Below are 18,565 nucleotides of genomic sequence, written 5' to 3' on the forward strand. Positions count from 1 at the left end.
TCTCTTGTTTTTATCGGGATGCAGATCAGATTTTCGGTGGGCCGGGGTAGCCGCAATGCGCCCAGGACTCGGGGCGGAAATACCAGGCCATGATCACCAGCTTGAGCAACGAGCCCTGGCCCATGCGCAGCAGGTTCAGGTAGCTGTTTTCCCAACGGTGCAGGAAGTTGCGGATCTGTTCGCCGCTGGCGTTTTCCCAGCTGCCCCACACCCCGGTCAGCGGCCCACGGGTGACGGCCATGCCCAATACGTCGAACAGTTGCTGGGTCAGCTTGAACATCTCGGGCGACAGGTGTTGCAGGCTGAAGTCGAGCTTTTTCAGGGTGTCGTCGATGCCGGCCACCACTATCTCGGCGCTGGCCACGCCCTCCAGCAGCACCGGAATCACTGCCCGCAAAAACGGCAGGTCACTGCTGCGCAACATCGCAAAGCCGCTGGCCGGGGTGCTGCTGGAGCAGCCGCTGAGGCTGGCGCCAAGCCCGGCGGTGGCCAGGAAGGCGCTGGCGCACAGGCCGAGTTTCAAGACGCCGCGTCGTGACAGCGCGGGTGATTCAGTCAGGCTAGGGTTCATTCTTATTGTTATCCCGGTGATGGGTTTGTTAGCGGACGAACAGCTTCTGGATCAACTTCTGGATGGATTTGCCATAGGGCGGGTAAATCAGCTTGGCCGCGTTCAGGCGTTGTTTGATCAGCACGCCCTTGGCCTTGCTGAAGGTCAGGAAACCTTCATGGCCGTGGTAGTGGCCCATGCCCGACGGGCCGATGCCGCCGAAGGGCATGTCGTCCTGGGCTACGTGCAGCAACGTGTCGTTCAGGCACACGCCGCCGGAATGGGTTTCGTGCAGTACGCGGTTCTGTTCCGCCTTGTTGTAGCCGAAGTAATACAGCGCCAGCGGGCGAGGGCGCTGATTGATGTAGGCGAAGGCCTGGTCGAGGCCGCGATACGGCACGATCGGCAGCACCGGGCCGAAGATTTCGTCCTGCATCACGGTCATCTCGTCGCTGACATTCAGCAGCAGGCTGTGGGCCATGCGGCGGTCCTGGCCCTGGTCGTACAGCGGGACCAGGGTGGCACCCTTGTCGGTGGCGTCTTTCACGTAGCCGTTGAGCCGGGCCAACTGTCGTTCGTTGATGATGGCGGTGTAGTCCGGGTTGTCGGCCAGGGTCGGATAGAACCCGCGAACCGCCTTGCTGTAGGCCTCGACGAAGCCGTCTACACGGTCTTCCGGCACCAGCACATAGTCCGGCGCCACGCAGGTTTGCCCGGCATTCAGCGCCTTGCCGAAGGCGATGCGTTCGGCGGCGTCCTTGAGCGGCACGTCGGCGGAAACAATCGCCGGTGATTTGCCGCCCAGTTCCAGGGTGACCGGCGTCAGGTGTTCGGCCGCCGCGCGCATCACGTGCTTGCCGATGCTGGTGGCGCCGGTGAACAGCAGGTGGTCGAAGCGCAGCTTGGAAAACGCCATGCCCACTTCAGCCTCGCCGAGCACCACGCACACCAGGTCCTCGGGGAAGATCTTCGCCAGCAGCGTCTTGAGCAACTGGCCGGTGGCGGGGGTGGATTCGCTGAGCTTGAGCATCACCCGGTTGCCGGCCGCCAATGCACCCACCAGCGGGCCGATGGCCAGGTACAACGGGTAGTTCCAGGGCACGATCACCCCGACCACACCCAGGGGTTGATAGATGACCTTGGCGGACGCGGGCTGGAAGGCAATGCCTACAGCGCGGCGGGAAGGTTTCATCCAACCCTTGAGGTGTTTGCTGGCGTAGTGAATGCCATGCAGGCTGGGCATCAGTTCGGCGAACAGGGTTTCGTCGGCGCTGCGGTGGCTGAAATCACTGCTGATGGCGTTGATCAGCGCCTGGCGTTCGTCACTCAGCAGCTCGCGCAAGGCCTTGAGCCATTGCTGGCGCTGGGCGGCCGGCGGCATCGGGTTGGCGGCGTAGGCTTGGCGCTGGGCGTCGAACAGTTCCTGGAGCTGGTCCAGCGCCTGGGAATCTTGCAGGTAGGCAACGTTGGCAGACATGGCGAAGTTCCCGATTGTTATTGGAATGCTTCAGTTTTTAGAGTCATTGCTCTAAATTGTCAAATAACATTGCACAACGTGCCGATTTATCCGGACAAGGATAGTCCGTAAGATGCCGCCATCACGGGTCTAGAAGTTGATTTCCCATGGCACCACGAGTAAAGACCAGCGAGCGCATTGTGCAAACCAGCCTGGAGCTGTTTAACCAGCAGGGCGAGCGCAGTGTCAGCACCAACCATATCGCCGCCCATATGGAAATTTCCCCGGGCAACCTGTACTACCACTTCCCCAACAAGCAGGCGATTATCGCGGTGCTGTTTCGTGAGTACGAAGCGTTGGTGGACAGTTTCCTGCGCCCGCCCCAGGGCCGTGCGGTGACCGTGGAAGACAAGCGCTTCTACCTGCAGGCGGTGCTGGCCGGCATGTGGCGCTACCGCTTCCTGCACCGTGACCTCGAACACCTGCTGGAAAGCGACCCGGAGCTGGCCACCGGCTATCGGCGGTTCTCCCAGCGTTGCCTGATCCAGGGCGCAGCCATCTACCAGGGGTTTGTCGATGCCGGCATCCTGAACATGGACCCGGTGCAAACCGAAGCCCTGACCCTCAACGCCTGGATCATCCTCACCTCATGGGTGCGCTTCCTGTGCACCACCAATGAAAAGTCCACGCACCTGAGCGCTGAGGCCATCAAGCGCGGTGTGTACCAGGTGCTGGTGCTGGAAGCCGGGTTTATCACCCCCAAGGCCAAGGACGCGGTGGATGCACTGTTCAAAGAGTTTTACGTGCCGTTGAATCAGGCGCTGGAAGAAGTGAAGTAGGATGTTTCCCGAACGCTAACCTAGCCACAGGAGTCAGTCATGCCGCTTGCCCAACTGATCAGCCCCCAGCAACTGGCCGAGCGCCAGAAGTCCGGCGGGCTGGTGATCCTCGATTGCCGCTTTGCCCTGGAAGACCCGGACTACGGCCTGTGCAGCTACGCCGAAGGGCATATCGAAGGGGCGCAGTATGCCGATCTGGAGCGCCACCTCAGCGGGCCGATAATCAAGGGCGTGACCGGTCGCCATCCGTTGCCGGCGCCGGATGCGTTTATCCGGCAACTGCGGGCATGGGGCGTTAACGCCGACAGCGATATCGTTTTGTATGACGACGGCCCGGGTGCCTATGCCGCCCGTGCCTGGTGGCTGCTGGCCTGGCTGGGCAAGCGCGACGGTGTGTTCATCCTCGATGGCGGCCTGAAAGCCTGGCACGCGGCGGGCTTCCCGTTGAGCCTGGATGCGCCGGTGATCGAGCCCGGCACCTTCAGCGGCACGCCGGACAACCACTTGCAACTGGACGCCGAACACCTGCAGAAACGCCTTGGCCAGCCCGGCCTGACCCTGATCGACGCCCGCGCCCAGCCGCGTTTTCGTGGTGAAGTGGAGCCGATCGACCCGGTTGCCGGGCATATCCCCGGCGCGCAATGTGCCGCATTCAATGAAAACCTGGGCAGCGACGGCCGTTTCCTGCCGGCGGACCAGCTCAAGCAACGCTTCGCCGCCAAGCTGCAAGACCGCTCGCCGGATGACCTGGTGGCCTACTGCGGCTCGGGCGTGACTGCCTGCCACAACCTGTTTGCGCTGTGCCTGGCGGGTTACCCGTTGGGCAAGTTGTACGCGGGGTCGTGGAGCGAGTGGATCACTGATCCAAAGCGGGAAGTTGCAACAGGCGACTGAGGTCTGCCTGACCCGGTCTGAGCCAAAGTGTGGGAGCTCCTACATTTTTATCGGCGTTGTGTCAGTAGCCACCCTGGGATTCGCCGTTCCAGGTAGTAAGTTGGCTGCTTCAATGAGCCGTCCACAAACCCGACATGCCCGCCCTTGGCCAGCAGTTCGAACTCGGTGCAATCCGACAGTTCGCTGGCCTCGGGCAGGCTGTGGGCGAACACGAACGGGTCGTCCGCGGCCTGGATGATCAGGGTTGGTGTGCGAATGCCCCCGAGGTAGTAGCGGCTGGAGGCGCGGCGGTAGTAGTCCTCGGCACTGAGGAACCCGTGCAGCGGCGCGGTGACGCGGCCGTCAAAGTCCCAGAACGTGCGCATCTTCTCCAGCGAGCCCAGGTCGGCGAGGGTTTTCAGGCCTGCCTCGCGGCCATCCTTGAGAAACCGGCTTTGTTTGACGCGGATATAGGCCAGCATTTCGCGCATGAAATGCTTCTGATAAACCCGAGAAAAGCCCAGGCCAATGCGATCGGCGCACTGATCCAGGCGAAACGGTACCGACACGGCTGCCGCACCTTGCAGCCCGCAGGCTTCGCCGGTTTCGCCCAAGTACTTGAGCAGCACATTGCCGCCCAGTGAATACCCCACCGCATACAGCGGCGCCAACGGGCGCTTGGCCCGCAGGTGAGCGATGGTTTCGGCCAGGTCTTCACTGGCGCCGGAATGGTAGCTGCGGGCGAGCAGGTTGGGTTCGCCGGAGCAGCCACGCCAGTTCAGCGCGACGCTGGCCCAGCCTTGGGTTGCGAGGGCTTTTTGCAGGCCGGCGACGTAAGGGGAGTTGGACGAGCCGGTCAGCCCGTGCAGTACCAGCACCAGCGGGGTGGTTGCGTCATGGGGCCCATGCCAGTCGAGGTCGAGAAAGTCGCCGTCTGCCAGCCACAGCCGTTCGCGCTGGCGTTCGATGTGCGTGGTTTTGCGCCACAGCGGTCCCCACAACGTTTGCAGGTGCGGGTTGCCGAGGCCGAAGGCGGGGGAGAAGCGGTCGAGGGGCGGAGTCATGAAATTCTCGGTGCCGAATGGGCTTGCTCCAATCATTGTAGGAGCGAGCTTGCTCGCGAAAAACTCAAGATCACCGCGTTCCCCTGGTTTCCCGCGTCATCGTTAACGATCTTCGCGAGCAAGCTCGCTCCTACACGGTGCGTTGCCACAACGCGTAATACACCCGCCCGGATTTCTGCTCGCGGTGCAGGCGCCACGTGCCCGGCAGGCCGAGTGTGGACGGTGCGGTTTCGCTTTCAGTGTAGATCCAGGCATCCGGCGCCAACCACTGACGCTCTTCCAGCAGCGCACATACAGTCGGCAGCAGGCTCTGGTTGAACGGCGGATCAAGAAACACCACGTCAAACTCACGGGCTTCCTGGGTTTCCAGGTAGCGCAACGCGTCAGCCGTCTGCACTTGCCCTGTGGTGCAACGCAGGGTGCCCAGGTGTTCCTTGAGGCTGGCGACCGCCACATTGCTGGCATCCAGCGCCTGGCCCAGCGCCGCGCCACGGGACAGCGACTCCAGGAACAACGCGCCGCTACCCGCGAACGGGTCCAGCACCTTGGCCCCGGCGATATACGGCGCGAGCCAGTTGAACAGGGTTTCACGCACGCGGTCTGGCGTCGGGCGCAGGCCCACGACATCAGGGAAGCTCAGCTTACGGCTGCCCCACTCTCCGCCGATGATGCGCAGTTGGCCCACACCGTTGTGAACGTTGTGGACAGGTTTTTTGGGACGGGATGGACGGGCCATTAATGCTCCGGAACCCCGAGCGGTTGCTCGGCGGGTTTATCAGTGGGGGGCGGTAGTGGCTTTTGCGCAATCGTCGGGCCGGCGGTCACGATGACCATCTTGTCGGCACTCAAATGTTTGTTCAAAGCAGCTTTGATCTGGTCAACGGTCAGCGCCTGGGATTGTTTCATGAAATCTTCCAGGTAGCTCAGCGGCAGGTTGTAGAAACCCATGGCGCCCAGCTGCCCGACGATATCGGCGTTGCTCGCGGTGGACAGCGGGAAGCTGCCGGCCAGTTCGCGCTTGGCGTCATCGAGTTCTTTCTGTGTCGGGCCGGTCTTGAGGTAGTCGGCGAGTACGTCCTGCACCAATCGCAGCGTGCCGGCGCTCATTTCGGCGCGGGTTTGCAGGTTGATCATGAACGGGCCGCGTACCTGCATCGGCGAGAAGCCGGAGTATACGCCGTAGGTCAGGCCGCGTTTCTCGCGCACTTCGCTCATCAAACGGGTGCCGAAGCCACCGCCGCCGAGAATCTGGTTACCCAGGGACAGCGCGGCGTAATCCGGGTCGGCACGGTCGATACCCAGTTGCGCCAGCAGCAGGGTTGTCTGCTTGGACGGGAACTCGATGTGCGTGGTGCCAGCCTTGGGCTCGACCGGTTGGGCGATTTTCGCCAGCGCCGGGCCTTTTGGCAGGGACGCGGAAACCTTGGCGGTCATGGCTTCGGCTTCGGCGCGGGTCAGATCGCCGACTACGGAAATCACTGCGTTGCCGGCGGCGTAGGCCTTGGCGTGGAAGTCCTTCAATTGCGCAAGAGTCACCTTCGGCACACTCTCGGCGTTGCCTTCGCTCGGGTGCGCGTAAGGGTGGTCGCCATAGAGCTGCTTGAACAGCTCGATGCTCGCCAGTTTGCCGGGATTCTGTTTCTGGTATTCAAAGCCGGCCAGCAGCTGGTTCTTGATCCGCGCCAGGGAGTCTGCCGGGAAGGTCGGCTTGCCGATCACGTCGTCAAACAGTGACAGGGCGGCGTCACGCTTGTCGCTGGCGCTCAGGCTGCGCAGGGAAACCAGCGCCATGTCGCGGTAGGCGCCATTGCTGAAATCAGCACCCAGGCCGTCGAAACCGGCGGCAATCTGGCTGACGTCCTTGCCCGGCACGCCTTCGTTAAGCATTGCGTTGGTCAACAGTGCCAGGCCTGGCGTTGCGCCGTCCTGGCTGCTGCCGGCGGCGAACAGGATGCGCATGTCGAACATCGGCAGTTCATGGGCTTCGACGAACAGCACCTTGGCGCCTTCGGCGGTGGTCCAGGTTTGCACGTCGAGCTTGCGGTTGGTCGGCGCCTTGTCGTCCAGCTCGGCCAGGGATTGCAGCTTGTTGGCGGACTTGGCCTGCTCCAGCGCCTGGCTGGCGACGGATTCGCTGGGGCGCAGCAAGTACACCGCGCAGGCCGCAGCCAAAGTCACCACGATCAGGCCGGGCAGCACCAGGCGGTTGTTTTTACGTTCACTCATGAGCGGTCTCCTCAGGCAAGACATGGGCGACGCTGAGACGTTCGCGGGTGAAATAGGTGCGTGCAGCTTTCTGGATATCTTCGGCGGTGACGCTTTGCAGCTCGGCCAGCTCGGTGTCCATGAGTTTCCAGGACAGGCCCACTGTCTCCAGGGAGCCGATGGCAGTGGCCTGGCTGGTAATCGAGTCGCGCTGGTAAACCACGCCGGCGATGACCTGGGCGCGGATACGCTCCAGTTCTTCAGCGCTCGGTGGCTTGGCCTTCAGCTCATCCAGCAGGCGCCAAAGGCCGGCTTCAGCCTGGGCCACGGTCTTTTTCTTTTGCAGGTTCGGTGTGGCAGTCAGGGTGAACAGGCTGTCACCGCGGGTGTAGGCGTCGTAGCTCGACGAGCCGCCGGACACCAGCTCTTCGCCGCGCTCCAGTTGTGTCGAGATGCGCGCGCTGTAGCCGCCGTCCAGCAGTGCCGAGATCAGGCGCAGGGCGTTGACCGAGCGTTTGTCTTCAGCGGTGGCCAGGCTCGGCACGTTGAAACCAAGGATCACGCTCGGCAGTTTGGTCTGTACATGCATAGTCAGCAGGCGTTCACCGGGCTCGGCCAGCTCCAGCGGGATTTTCGCCGGGGGGACGTCGCGCTTGGGGATCGGGCCGAAATAGCGCTGGGCCAGGGTTTTGACTTCATCCGGGGTTACGTCGCCCACCACTACCAGGGTGGCGTTGTTCGGCACGTACCAGGATTGGTACCAGTGGCGCAGCTCTTCAACCTTCATGCGGTCCAGGTCGGCCATCCAGCCGATGGTCGGCGTGTGGTAGCCGCTGGCCGGGTAGGCCATGGCCTTGAAGCGCTCATAGGCCTTGGACATCGGGTTGTCGTCGGTGCGCATCCGGCGCTCTTCCTTGATCACCTCGATCTCGCGGCTGAACTCGTCGGCCGGCAGGCGCAGGCTGGCCATGCGGTCGGCTTCCAGCTCGAAGGCGACACCCAGGCGGTCACGGGCCAGCACTTGGTAGTAGGCGGTGTAGTCGTCGCTGGTGAAGGCGTTTTCTTCCGCGCCCAGGTCACGCAGGATCAACGAAGCCTCGCCGGGGCCGACCTTGGCGCTGCCCTTGAACATCATGTGTTCCAGGGCGTGGGACAAACCGGTCTGGCCCGGGGTTTCGTAGCTGGAGCCAACCTTGTACCAGACCTGCGAAACCACCACCGGGGCGCGATGGTCTTCGCGCACGACGACCTTGAGGCCGTTGTCCAGGGTGAATTCATGGGTGGGTTGTGGGTCGGCAGCCAAAGCTGAAAGGGGCAGACAAACTGTGCTGAGCAGCAGGCCTGCGGCGCGGCGGGCTAGAGCATTCATTCGTTTTTAAACCTGTTGGGCTGCCCGCTTGGTCTTAGCGTCGGCGGGCGAGGAGGTGCTAGGATACTGGTCCGACCTAGGGACGGCCACTATGGCTGTCTTGTTAAGGCTCTATTTAGGCCTTACAAAATGTTGCGCATGAACGAGCTGGCTAAAAAACAGTCTGTTACGCATCGAATTTTATTTACCGGCACGCCCCCTGGCGCGTCGCTACCTTGAGATAGCCGTCTCCATGTTTGGTTCCAACGACGACAAGAAGACCCCAGCTGCGGCTGGCGAGAAAAAAGGCCTGTTCGGATGGCTGCGCAAAAAGCCGCAGGAAACCGTCGTCGAACAGCCGCAGGTTCAAGCTGAACCGATCCCCGAATCCATAGTAGAAGCCGAACCGGTTGCCGAAACACCGGCCCCGGTGGTGTTGCCGATGGCCGAGCCGGTGTTGCAGCCGGTGGTTGAGCCAGAACCTGCGCCAGAGCCAGAGCACAAGCCATGGCTGGTGTTGCCGGTGGCAGAAGAGCCTGTAGCACTGGTTGAAGACGAGCTGGCCGAGCATGTGGCGCCGCCGATTCCGGCCCTCGTGGAGCCTGCGCCCGTTGTGGTCCAGGCGCCGCCAGTGGTTGAGGTGCCTGCACCGGTGGTCGCCGAACCTGTTCCGGTCGCCGTCGCCGCGCCAGCAGTCATCGAAGAGCCTGCTGTTCCTGCCGAAACCGGCAAGACCGGTTTCTTCGCCCGCCTCAAGCAAGGCCTGAGCAAGACCAGCGCCAGCATCGGCGAAGGCATGGCCAGCCTGTTCCTCGGCAAAAAGACCATCGATGACGAGCTGCTGGAGGACATCGAAACCCGCCTGCTGACCGCCGACGTGGGCGTCGAAGCCACCGCCGTGATCATCCAGAGCCTGACCCAGAAGGTCGCGCGCAAGCAACTGACCGACGCCGATGCGCTCTACAAGTCGCTGCAGGCCGAGCTGGCCAACATGCTCAAGCCGGTGGAAGCGCCGCTGATCATCGATACGCAGAAAAAGCCGTTTGTGATCCTGGTGGTTGGCGTCAACGGCGCCGGCAAGACCACCACCATCGGCAAGCTGGCGAAGAAGCTGCAACTGGAAGGCAAGAAAGTCATGCTCGCCGCCGGTGACACCTTCCGTGCCGCCGCCGTGGAGCAATTGCAGGTCTGGGGCGAGCGCAACAAGATCCCGGTCATCGCCCAGCACACCGGCGCCGATTCGGCTTCGGTGATCTTCGATGCGGTGCAGGCCGCCAAAGCGCGCAACATTGATGTGCTGATCGCCGATACCGCCGGTCGCCTGCACACCAAAGACAACCTGATGGAAGAGCTGAAGAAAGTTCGCCGCGTGATCGGCAAGCTCGATGCCGACGCGCCCCACGAGGTGTTGCTGGTGCTGGACGCCGGTACCGGCCAGAACGCCATCAGCCAGGCCAAACAATTCCACCAGACGGTCCAACTGACCGGCCTGGCATTGACTAAGCTCGACGGCACGGCCAAGGGCGGTGTGATCTTCGCCCTGGCCAAGCAGTTCGGGTTGCCGATTCGTTACATCGGCGTCGGTGAAGGCATCGACGACCTGCGCACTTTTGAAGCCGAACCCTTTGTACAGGCACTGTTTGCCGAGCGGGAGCGTTCATGATTCGTTTCGAACAGGTCGGTAAACGCTACGCCAACGGGCATGTCGGCTTGCATGAGCTGAGTTTCCGGGTGCGTCGCGGCGAATTCTTGTTTGTGACCGGCCATTCGGGTGCCGGTAAAAGTACCTTGTTGCGCCTGCTGCTGGCCATGGAGCGCCCAACCACCGGCAAACTGCTGCTGGCGGGCCAGGACCTGGCAACCATCAGCAACGCACAGATTCCATTCCTGCGTCGCCAGATCGGCGTGGTGTTCCAGAACCACCAGTTGCTGTTCGATCGCACGGTGTTCAACAACATCGCCTTGCCGTTGCAGATTCTCGGTCTGTCCAAGGCCGAAATCGTCAAGCGCGTGGATTCGGCCCTGGAGCGCGTGGCGCTGTCGGACAAGACCGACCTGTACCCGGGCGACCTGTCCACCGGCCAGCAACAGCGCGTCGGCATCGCCCGCGCCATCGTCCATCGCCCGGCCTTGCTGCTGGCGGACGAACCCACCGGTAACCTCGACCCGCGCCTGGCCGCAGAAATCATGGGCGTGTTCGAAGACATCAACCGCCTGGGCACCAGCGTGCTGATCGCCAGTCACGACCTGGCGCTGATCGCCCGCATGCGCCACCGCATGTTGACCCTGCAACGCGGCCGCCTGATCGGTGACGGGGAGGCTGGGGTATGAGTGCAACACGCAGCCCGAAGGTTTCCGAGCGCGTCGCGCCAAAGGCGGCCGACCCGCAGCCACAGAAGAAAAAACGCGACGAAGACGATGGCCCGGATTTCGGCACCCTGGTGCATGCCTGGATCGAAAGCCACCGTGCCAGCCTGGTAGACAGCCTGCGCCGCCTCGGCAAGCAGCCGATCGGCAGCTTTTTTACCTGCCTGGTCATGGCCGTGGCCTTGAGCCTGCCCATGGGCTTGTCATTGCTGCTGAACAATGTCGAGCGCCTTGGCGGTTCGTGGCAGCGGGCGGCGCAGATTTCCCTGTACCTGAACCTGGATGCCAGCGCCCAGGACGGTGAGTCCCTGCGCGACCAGATCAAGGGCATTCCGGGTGTGGCCGAGGCTGAGTACATCAGCCGCGATCAAGCCCTGGAAGAGTTCCAGCAACAGTCCGGCCTGGGCGAGGCGCTCAAGGAGTTGCCGCAAAACCCGCTGCCGGGCGTGGTGCTGGTCACCCCGAACGAGGTCGACAAGACCACCCTGGAAGCCCTGCGACAAAAACTCGCAGAGCTGCCGAAGGTCCAACAGGCACAACTTGATCTAGTCTGGGTAGAGCGGTTGGCCGCGATTCTCAAGCTGGGCGACCGGTTTGTGTTCGGCCTGACGGTGTTGCTGGTGTCTGCATTACTTTTGGTGATAGGCAATACCATTCGTCTTCATATTGAAAACCGCCGCACCGAGATAGAAGTGATTAAACTCGTCGGCGGCACGGACAGCTATGTGCGTCGGCCTTTTCTGTACATGGGCGCGCTTTATGGCTTCGGTGCGGGAATTTTGTCCTGGGGCGTACTGGCTTTTGGCCTGAACTGGCTGAACGATGCGGTGGTGGGGCTTGCCGGTTTGTACGGCAGCGATTTTGCCCTGGCCGGCGTGCCGGCAGCCGATGGTCTGTCATTGTTGCTTGGGGCAGTGCTCTTGGGGTATATCGGTGCTTGGATTGCGGTCGCACGGCATTTACGTGAGCTGGCACCGAAGTAGTTAATGTCAGGGTAATGTGGTTTCGTTTGTATTGACCGTATCAGTGGTTTAGGGAACTTGTCCTACGGTTCCCGGTCAATTTTCGCAGTGCTGAACTGCACGAGTTATGTGAGTCGGAGGTTTTTTCGTATGACCACTTCTTTGCAACCTGCTTATGCTCTGGTCCCGGGTGCGAACCTGGAGGCCTATGTGCACACGGTCAACAGCATTCCATTGCTGACGCCCGAGCAGGAGCGTGAACTGGCCGAGAGTCTCTACTATGAGCAGGATTTGGGGGCGGCTCGGCAGATGGTGCTCGCCCACCTGCGTTTTGTCGTACATATCGCCCGTAGCTATAGCGGCTACGGCCTGGCCCAGGCTGACCTGATTCAGGAAGGCAACGTTGGCCTGATGAAAGCTGTGAAGCGCTTCAACCCGGAAATGGGTGTGCGCCTGGTGTCGTTTGCTGTGCACTGGATCAAGGCGGAAATTCACGAATTCATCCTGCGCAACTGGCGCATCGTGAAAGTCGCGACCACCAAGGCCCAGCGCAAACTGTTCTTCAACCTGCGCAGCCAGAAGAAACGCCTGGCGTGGCTGAACAACGAAGAAGTGCATCGCGTGGCCGAAAGCCTCGGCGTAGAGCCACGTGAAGTGCGCGAGATGGAAAGTCGCCTGACCGGCCATGACATGGCCTTCGACCCGGCCGCCGAAGCGGACGACGACAGCGCCTTCCAATCGCCGGCCAACTACCTGGAAGACCACCGGTACGACCCGGCGCGTCAGCTGGAAGATGCCGACTGGAGCGACAACTCCAATCACAACCTGCACGAAGCGCTGGAAGTGCTGGACGACCGCAGCCGTGACATTCTCTACCAGCGCTGGTTGGCAGAAGAAAAAGCCACGCTGCACGACCTGGCGCAGAAGTACAACGTGTCGGCCGAGCGGATTCGTCAGCTCGAGAAGAGTGCGATGAACAAGCTGAAACTGTCGATCGCCGCCTGACACAGGTAGCTAGGACAGCGCGATCGAAATGTGGGAGCGGGCTTGCTCGCGAAAGCGGTGGATCAGTCACCTAAGGTATTGACTGGCACACCGCTTTCGCGAGCAAGCCCGCTCCCACTTTTGTTTTGTGGGGTATCAGTCAGCCCAGGGCGCCTTGCGCGAGTTGTTCAGCTCATTCAAATAGCTGTCGCCACCCAACTGACTCATCTGCTGCCGAATCCACGCCGCCCGTCGCGCGACATACGACGTTGGATGGCTGGCACTCCACACCCGCGGGTTAGGCAACACCGCCGCCAGGTAGCTGGCCTGCTGGCGGGTCAGCGCCTTGGCGCTCACCCCAAAGTGATGCCGCGCCGCCGCTTCGGCGCCGAACACGCCTTCATCCCACTCCACGCTGTTGAGGTACACCTCAAGAATTCGCTGCTTGGGCCAGAGAATCTCGATCAGCCCGGTAAACCAGGCTTCCAGGCCCTTGCGGAAATAGCTGCGGCCGGTCCATAAAAACAGGTTCTTCGATACCTGCTGGCTCAAGGTGCTGGCGCCACGAATCGAACCGCCACGCTCGTTATGCTGCAATGCCGCCTGGATCGCGCCGAAATCAAAACCCCAATGTTGCGGGAAGCGCTGGTCTTCGCCGGCCATCACCGCCACTTTCAGTTCGTCGGAGATCTGATCCCACGGCACCCACGTGCGCTGTACGTCAATCGGCTCGCCGTCGACCCAGGACTCGACCTTGCGCTCAACCATCAGCGCAGTGCCCGGTGGTGGCACGAAACGGAACAGCAGCACCAGCAGCACGCTGCCGATGGCAAACCACTTGAGGGCTTTGAGAAAACGCTTGAAGAGGAGACGCAGCATAGAGATGGCTTGGCCGAACCCGTTGAGCGGGCCATTATACAGACCCTGCCCCCTGAGTCTGACTGGAGTTCCTCATGTTGCGTGGCTTTCTGATGCTGGCTGCCTTTTTCGGTTTCACCGGCGTCGCCCTGGGTGCGTTTGCCGCCCACGGCCTGAAAAACCGCCTGAGCGCCGAGTACCTGGCGATTTTCCACACCGGCGTGACCTACCAGTTGGTGCACACCCTGGCGCTGTTCGGCGTGGCACTGTTGGCGGCGCACATCCCGGGCAGGCTGGTGACGTGGGCGGGTGTGTCTTTTGCCGTGGGCATCCTGCTGTTCTCCGGCAGCCTGTATGTGCTGACCATGACCGGCATCAGCAAGCTCGGCATCATCACCCCGTTTGGTGGCCTGGCGTTCCTGCTGGGCTGGTTCTTCCTCGGTTTGGCGGCGTGGCGTCTACAGGCTGCCTGACCAAGGGGCTTGGGCCAGCAACGTCAATCACGCTAGAATGCTGGCCCCTAAAAACGATGGCGGCCCGTGGCATGCGCATTCAGTTGAACGGCGAACCCTTTGAACTGCCCGACGGTGAAACCGTTGCGGCCCTGCTGACCCGTCTGGACTTGACCGGACGCCGCGTCGCAGTGGAGCTCAATCTGGATATCGTCCCGCGTAGCCAGCACGTCGAGACCGCGCTCACCGAGGGTGACCAGGTCGAAGTGGTCCACGCCATCGGCGGCGGCTAGCCGTCCGGCGCTCCAGGGCGCCAACCCGCATTCTGCAGAACCTCACCCCAACTCGAGGATTTCCCATGAGCATCGTTCGTAGCGACAAGCCTTTCGTCCTGGCCGGTCGTACCTTCCAGTCGCGTCTGCTGGTCGGCACCGGCAAGTACCGCGACATGGAAGAAACCCGCCTGGCCATCGAAGCCTCGGGTGCCGAGATCGTTACTTTCGCCGTGCGCCGCACCAACCTTGGCCAGATCGAGGGCGAGCCGAACCTGCTCGAAGTGCTGTCGCCGGATCGCTACACCTTCCTGCCGAACACCGCCGGTTGCTACGACGCCATCGAAGCCGTGCGCACCTGCCGCCTGGCCCGTGAGCTGCTCGACGGCCACAACCTGGTGAAGCTGGAAGTGCTGGCCGACCAGAAAACCCTGTTCCCCAACGTGATCGAAACCCTCAAGGCCGCCGAAACCCTGGTCAAGGAAGGCTTCGACGTGATGGTCTACACCAGTGATGACCCGATCATTGCCCGTCAATTGGCGGAAATCGGCTGCATCGCGGTGATGCCGCTGGCCGGCCTGATCGGTTCCGGCCTGGGTATCTGCAATCCGTACAACCTGCAGATCATCCTTGAAGAAGCCAAGATCCCGGTGCTGGTGGATGCGGGCGTGGGCACTGCCTCCGACGCCACCATCGCCATGGAACTGGGTTGCGATGCGGTGCTGATGAACTCGGCCATCGCCCATGCGCAGCAGCCGGTCCTGATGGCTGAAGCCATGAACCACGCAATTGTCGCCGGCCGCCTGGCGTACCTCGCCGGGCGCATGCCGAAAAAACTTTACGCCAGCGCCTCCTCGCCGCTGGATGGTCTGATCAAGTAAGAGCCATTGATGACTGAATCAAACGAAACGCCGAACACCCTGGAAGAAGGCGACGAGTCCAAGCACCGCCGCATCAAGAGTTTTGTGATGCGCGCCGGTCGCATGACCGAGGGCCAGCAAAAGGGCCTGGAGCAGGGCACGCCGCTGTTCGTCCTGCCGCTGGCAGACGCGCCGGTGGATTACGACCAGGTGTTTGGCCGCTCGGCACCACGCTCCCTGGAGATTGGCTTCGGCATGGGCCATTCCCTGCTGGAAATGGCCGCGGCTTCGCCGGAGCAGGATTTTATCGGGGTTGAAGTACACCGTCCGGGTGTTGGCGCGCTGCTGAACGGCGTGCTGACTCAGGGCCTGACCAACCTGCGGGTCTACGACTGCGACGCGATCGAAGTGCTCAACCGCTGCATCGCCGACAACAGCCTCAACCGCCTGATGCTGTTCTTCCCGGACCCCTGGCACAAGAGCCGCCACCACAAGCGCCGCATCGTCCAGGCTTCCTTCGCGGAACTGGTGCGCAGTAAGCTGAAAGTGGGCGGCATCCTGCACATGGCCACCGACTGGGAACCGTATGCCGAGTACATGCTGGAAGTGATGAACGTCGCCCCTGGCTACCGCAACCTGGCGGAAGACGGCAAATGCGTCCCGCGCCCGGCCGAGCGGCCGATCACCAAGTTCGAACGTCGCGGCGAGCGACTCGGGCATGGGGTTTGGGATTTGAAGTTCGAGAAAGTGGACTGATAAGTCCCAGGCTTGAAATGCAGTAAAAAATGTGGGAGCGGGCTTGCTCGCGAATGCGGTAGATCAGTCGACATTTACGCTGACTGACACACCGCATTCGCGAGCAAGCCCGCTCCCACATTTGTTTTGTGCCGCGCTTAAGGTCAGCGGCGATCCGCCACCACCCCAATCAACACCAGCACCACCAACAACACCGGCGCCAGGCTGTAGTTGTTGAACTGGCTCAACCCGCGAACAATCCACGGCGTGGCATAGATCAGCGCAGCGCCGCTGCCGATCATGCACACCAGCGCCATCAGCGGCACGCGCAGCGCACCCGCGATGCTGCCCAGCCGTGCTTCGACCCAGCCCTTGATGTCGGCGCCAAACAGCACCAGCAGGCAACCTACCAACGCCAGGGAGATTTCCGACAGGTTGCTACGGCTCCAGCGGGATACGGTGGCGAGCAGGTCGAGTACCAGATCCATTTGATTTCCTTAAGAGCAATCAGCTCAAAAACTTCTGCAGCAGGTCATTGAGAAAGAGTTGCCCGCGGTCGGTGGCCGCCAGGCGTGACGGTTCGACCTGCATCAGGCCACTTTGTTCTGCCTCGCGGCGAGCTTCATCGAGGCTGGCCAGTTCGAGGCCGGTACGCTCGGCGTAAAGCCTGGCTTCGACGCCGTCGGTGAGGCGCAGGGCGTTCATCAGGAATTCGAACGGTAACTCTTCGTTGGTCAGTTCTTTCGCGCCGGCCTGGTAGTTTTTCGCCGGGTTGAGGTAGTCCTTCGGTGCCCGGGTTTTCCAGGTGCGCACGATGCGCCCATCCGGATGGCTGAGCTTGCCGTGGGCACCGGCGCCGATGCCGATAAAATCGCCAAAGCTCCAGTAGTTCAGGTTATGCCGCGCCGGCCGGCCCGGTTGGGCGTAGGCCGAGACTTCGTACTGGGCGTAACCGTGTTCGGCGAGCAACGCCTGGCCGGCTTCCTGAATGTCCCACAGGGTGTCGTCTTCCGGCAGCACGGGCGGCTGGTTCCAGAACACGGTGTTGGGTTCCAGGGTCAGTTGATACCAGGACAGATGCGTGGGCTTTAGGGCAATGGCCTGGCGCAGGTCGCCCAGGGCGTCCTCCAGGGACTGATCGGGCAAACCGTGCATCAAGTCCAGGTTGAAGTTGTCGAACCCGGCCTGGCGCGCCATGCCGGCGGCACGCACGGCTTCGTCACCGTTGTGGATGCGGCCCAGGGCTTCGAGTTTTTCCTGCTGGAAACTCTGGATGCCAATCGACAGCCGATTGATCCCCAGCTTGCGGTACGCCACGAACTTCTCTTGCTCGAAGGTACCGGGGTTGGCTTCCAGGGTGATCTCGATATCGCCGGCAAACGGGATGCGCGCTTCCACGCCCTTGAGCAACCGGCCCAGGGCAGCGGCGCTGAACAGGCTTGGGGTGCCGCCGCCGAAAAAGATCGAACTCAGCTCACGGCCGTACACCGCGTGCAGGTCCTGATCGAGGTCGGCCAGCAACGCGTCGACGTACTCTTCCTCCGGCAGCACCTTGCTGGCGGTGTGGGAGTTGAAGTCGCAATAGGGGCATTTGCGCACGCACCACGGGATGTGGATATACAGCGCCAGGGGCGGCAGGTGAGGCAGGGCCGCCCGAGGTGTTTGCGCGCCACCGAGAATCAGTGGCTGCGCGGAGGTGTTCTGGGTCATTTCAGGCCCAGACGCTGGCGCAGCAAATCCATTGCGCGGGCGCGGTGGCTGATCTGGTTCTTGTCGGCCGGGCTCAATTCGGCGCTGGAGACATTGCGCTCCGGCACCCAGAACAACGGGTCGTAGCCAAACCCGTGCTCGCCGCTGGCCGCATGCAGGATGCGACCGTGCCACAAGCCTTCGCAGAGGATCGGCAATGGATCATCGGCGTGACGCACCAGGGCCAGCACGCAGACGAACTGCGCGCCGCGCATCGCGTCGGGCACGTCCTTGAGGGCGTCCAGCAGCTTGGCGTTGTTGGCCGCATCGCCTTTACCGTCGGCGTAACGTGCCGAGTAGATGCCAGGCGCGCCGCCCAGGAAGTCCACGGCCAGGCCAGAATCGTCAGCCAGTGCCGGCAGGCCGGAAATACGCGCGGCGTTGCGGGCCTTGAGGATGGCGTTCTCGACAAACGACAGGCCGGTCTCTTCCGGCTCTACCTGGCTGAACTCGCCAATCGAGCGCAGTTGCACCGAGTCGCCGAGCATGGCCTGGAGTTCTTTGAGCTTGCCGGCGTTATGGCTGGCCAGTACGAGTTGAGTAAGGTTCATCATTGCGCCGGAAACAGTTCCTGGTTGAAACTGAAACCGTGGGCTTTGCCACCGGTTTCAACGTTGATGGTGAAAATCTTGGTTTCCTGCTGCGGCACCGGGTACTGGGCGACGTAAAGCGTAGAACCTTTCTGGGTGATTTTCTTGAACGTCAGCATCTCGCTCTTGCCGCCCAGATCCTTGATTGTGCCGGTAACGGTGGCGTCTATCGATTCGACGCCCTTGTTTACGAACACATTGATCATGCCCAGCTCTTTGCTGCGTACGATCCCGGCTTCCTGAGCCATTTCCGGCGTCAGGAAGCTGGTGGTCAGGGTGTTGTAGTGCACCGTGATATCGCCGAATTCTTTCTGACGATTACCATCGATAACATCCGCCGCCATAGCGCTGACGCTCAGGCACGCGGTGAGTAGAAAAACAGCCAGGCGACTCATGATCGT

The 18,565-nt window shown here is 62.0% G+C and carries 21 protein-coding genes; 10 read left to right on the forward strand and 11 right to left on the reverse strand.

What is annotated here, in order from left to right:
* Positions 1 to 25: 25 nt before the first annotated feature.
* Together HX805_RS03705 and HX805_RS03710 are read right to left on the reverse strand one after the other, a co-directional pair.
* The gene (locus HX805_RS03705; protein ID WP_177009092.1) at positions 26 to 571 is read right to left on the reverse strand and encodes a twin-arginine translocation pathway signal protein; all 546 of its coding nucleotides are present in this window, start codon (positions 569 to 571) and stop codon (positions 26 to 28) included.
* A gap of 28 nt (positions 572 to 599) precedes the next feature.
* A complete protein-coding gene (locus tag HX805_RS03710) occupies positions 600 to 2,027 on the reverse strand; it encodes a coniferyl aldehyde dehydrogenase (protein ID WP_102604117.1) in 1,428 nt (475 codons plus the stop codon).
* Between the two features lie 146 nt (positions 2,028 to 2,173).
* Here HX805_RS03710 and HX805_RS03715 point away from each other — a divergent pair, with 146 nt between their 5' ends.
* A complete protein-coding gene (locus HX805_RS03715) occupies positions 2,174 to 2,845 on the forward strand; it encodes a TetR/AcrR family transcriptional regulator (protein WP_003213791.1) in 672 nt (223 codons plus the stop codon).
* A 39-nt stretch (positions 2,846 to 2,884) separates the two neighbouring features.
* Positions 2,885 to 3,739: a sulfurtransferase gene (locus HX805_RS03720; RefSeq protein ID WP_087693253.1), complete on the forward strand. Its 855-nt coding sequence runs from the start codon at positions 2,885 to 2,887 to the stop codon at positions 3,737 to 3,739.
* A gap of 47 nt (positions 3,740 to 3,786) precedes the next feature.
* On the opposite strand, the gene HX805_RS03725 is transcribed toward HX805_RS03720, so the two are convergent.
* The 4 genes from HX805_RS03725 to HX805_RS03740 form a co-directional block, all read right to left on the reverse strand.
* Positions 3,787 to 4,782: a hydrolase gene (locus tag HX805_RS03725; protein WP_177080623.1), complete on the reverse strand. Its 996-nt coding sequence runs from the start codon at positions 4,780 to 4,782 to the stop codon at positions 3,787 to 3,789.
* 130 nt (positions 4,783 to 4,912) lie between these two features.
* On the reverse strand, positions 4,913 to 5,518 hold the full coding sequence (gene rsmD, locus HX805_RS03730) for a 16S rRNA (guanine(966)-N(2))-methyltransferase RsmD (RefSeq protein ID WP_177080624.1): 606 nt from the start codon (positions 5,516 to 5,518) through the stop codon (positions 4,913 to 4,915).
* Positions 5,518 to 7,008: a pitrilysin family protein gene (locus HX805_RS03735; protein WP_177080625.1), complete on the reverse strand. Its 1,491-nt coding sequence runs from the start codon at positions 7,006 to 7,008 to the stop codon at positions 5,518 to 5,520. Before HX805_RS03735 ends, rsmD begins: the two co-directional genes overlap by 1 nt.
* Entirely contained in the window at positions 7,001 to 8,356 is a 1,356-nt protein-coding gene (locus tag HX805_RS03740) for a pitrilysin family protein (RefSeq protein ID WP_003213786.1), read from the reverse strand. Before HX805_RS03740 ends, HX805_RS03735 begins: the two co-directional genes overlap by 8 nt.
* Positions 8,357 to 8,588: 232 nt before the next feature.
* Between HX805_RS03740 and ftsY the strand changes: the two genes are divergently transcribed.
* The 4 genes from ftsY (at position 8,589) to rpoH (ending at position 12,669) form a co-directional block, all read left to right on the forward strand.
* Positions 8,589 to 9,998, forward strand: coding sequence for a signal recognition particle-docking protein FtsY (gene ftsY / locus HX805_RS03745; protein ID WP_177080626.1), 1,410 nt, complete (start codon positions 8,589 to 8,591; stop codon positions 9,996 to 9,998).
* A complete protein-coding gene (ftsE, locus tag HX805_RS03750) occupies positions 9,995 to 10,666 on the forward strand; it encodes a cell division ATP-binding protein FtsE (protein WP_003213784.1) in 672 nt (223 codons plus the stop codon). Before ftsY ends, ftsE begins: the two co-directional genes overlap by 4 nt.
* The gene (gene ftsX / locus HX805_RS03755) at positions 10,663 to 11,685 is read left to right on the forward strand and encodes a permease-like cell division protein FtsX (protein WP_003213783.1); all 1,023 of its coding nucleotides are present in this window, start codon (positions 10,663 to 10,665) and stop codon (positions 11,683 to 11,685) included. The genes ftsE and ftsX overlap by 4 nt, the downstream gene beginning before the upstream one ends.
* Positions 11,686 to 11,814: 129 nt before the next feature.
* Positions 11,815 to 12,669, forward strand: coding sequence for an RNA polymerase sigma factor RpoH (gene rpoH / locus HX805_RS03760; protein WP_003176698.1), 855 nt, complete (start codon positions 11,815 to 11,817; stop codon positions 12,667 to 12,669).
* Between the two features lie 135 nt (positions 12,670 to 12,804).
* Here the strand turns inward: rpoH and mtgA are convergent, their stop codons facing one another.
* Positions 12,805 to 13,527: a monofunctional biosynthetic peptidoglycan transglycosylase gene (gene mtgA, locus HX805_RS03765; protein ID WP_087693250.1), complete on the reverse strand. Its 723-nt coding sequence runs from the start codon at positions 13,525 to 13,527 to the stop codon at positions 12,805 to 12,807.
* Between the two features lie 74 nt (positions 13,528 to 13,601).
* Here mtgA and HX805_RS03770 point away from each other — a divergent pair, with 74 nt between their 5' ends.
* The 4 genes from HX805_RS03770 to trmB all read left to right on the forward strand — a co-directional run bounded on the left by HX805_RS03770 (position 13,602) and on the right by trmB (position 15,846).
* Positions 13,602 to 13,979 carry a DUF423 domain-containing protein gene (locus HX805_RS03770; RefSeq protein WP_003213781.1) on the forward strand — a complete coding sequence of 126 codons (378 nt, stop codon included), beginning with the start codon at positions 13,602 to 13,604 and terminating at the stop codon, positions 13,977 to 13,979.
* Positions 13,980 to 14,050: 71 nt separating this feature from the next.
* Positions 14,051 to 14,251, forward strand: coding sequence for a sulfur carrier protein ThiS (gene thiS, locus HX805_RS03775; protein ID WP_177022332.1), 201 nt, complete (start codon positions 14,051 to 14,053; stop codon positions 14,249 to 14,251).
* A gap of 65 nt (positions 14,252 to 14,316) precedes the next feature.
* Positions 14,317 to 15,111 (forward strand): thiazole synthase, encoded by a 795-nt coding sequence (locus tag HX805_RS03780; protein WP_102370101.1) that lies wholly within the window; start codon positions 14,317 to 14,319, stop codon positions 15,109 to 15,111.
* A 9-nt stretch (positions 15,112 to 15,120) separates the two neighbouring features.
* Entirely contained in the window at positions 15,121 to 15,846 is a 726-nt protein-coding gene (gene trmB, locus HX805_RS03785) for a tRNA (guanosine(46)-N7)-methyltransferase TrmB (protein WP_177080627.1), read from the forward strand.
* A gap of 143 nt (positions 15,847 to 15,989) precedes the next feature.
* Here the strand turns inward: trmB and HX805_RS03790 are convergent, their stop codons facing one another.
* Genes HX805_RS03790 through HX805_RS03805 form a run of 4 tightly spaced genes read right to left on the reverse strand, consistent with a single transcriptional unit; the run spans position 15,990 to position 18,559 of the window.
* Positions 15,990 to 16,313 (reverse strand): DUF3392 domain-containing protein, encoded by a 324-nt coding sequence (locus HX805_RS03790; RefSeq protein ID WP_003213776.1) that lies wholly within the window; start codon positions 16,311 to 16,313, stop codon positions 15,990 to 15,992.
* A gap of 19 nt (positions 16,314 to 16,332) precedes the next feature.
* Positions 16,333 to 17,535 carry a radical SAM family heme chaperone HemW gene (hemW, locus tag HX805_RS03795; RefSeq protein WP_008434163.1) on the reverse strand — a complete coding sequence of 401 codons (1,203 nt, stop codon included), beginning with the start codon at positions 17,533 to 17,535 and terminating at the stop codon, positions 16,333 to 16,335.
* Positions 17,532 to 18,128 (reverse strand): RdgB/HAM1 family non-canonical purine NTP pyrophosphatase, encoded by a 597-nt coding sequence (gene rdgB, locus HX805_RS03800; protein WP_008434161.1) that lies wholly within the window; start codon positions 18,126 to 18,128, stop codon positions 17,532 to 17,534. The genes hemW and rdgB overlap by 4 nt, the downstream gene beginning before the upstream one ends.
* The gene (locus HX805_RS03805; RefSeq protein WP_003213770.1) at positions 18,125 to 18,559 is read right to left on the reverse strand and encodes a DUF4426 domain-containing protein; all 435 of its coding nucleotides are present in this window, start codon (positions 18,557 to 18,559) and stop codon (positions 18,125 to 18,127) included. Before HX805_RS03805 ends, rdgB begins: the two co-directional genes overlap by 4 nt.
* Between the last annotated feature and the right edge of the window lie 6 nt (positions 18,560 to 18,565).

It is taken from the genome of Pseudomonas sp. G5001, assembly GCF_013385475.1.
In the GTDB taxonomy this organism is placed as follows: domain Bacteria; phylum Pseudomonadota; class Gammaproteobacteria; order Pseudomonadales; family Pseudomonadaceae; genus Aquipseudomonas.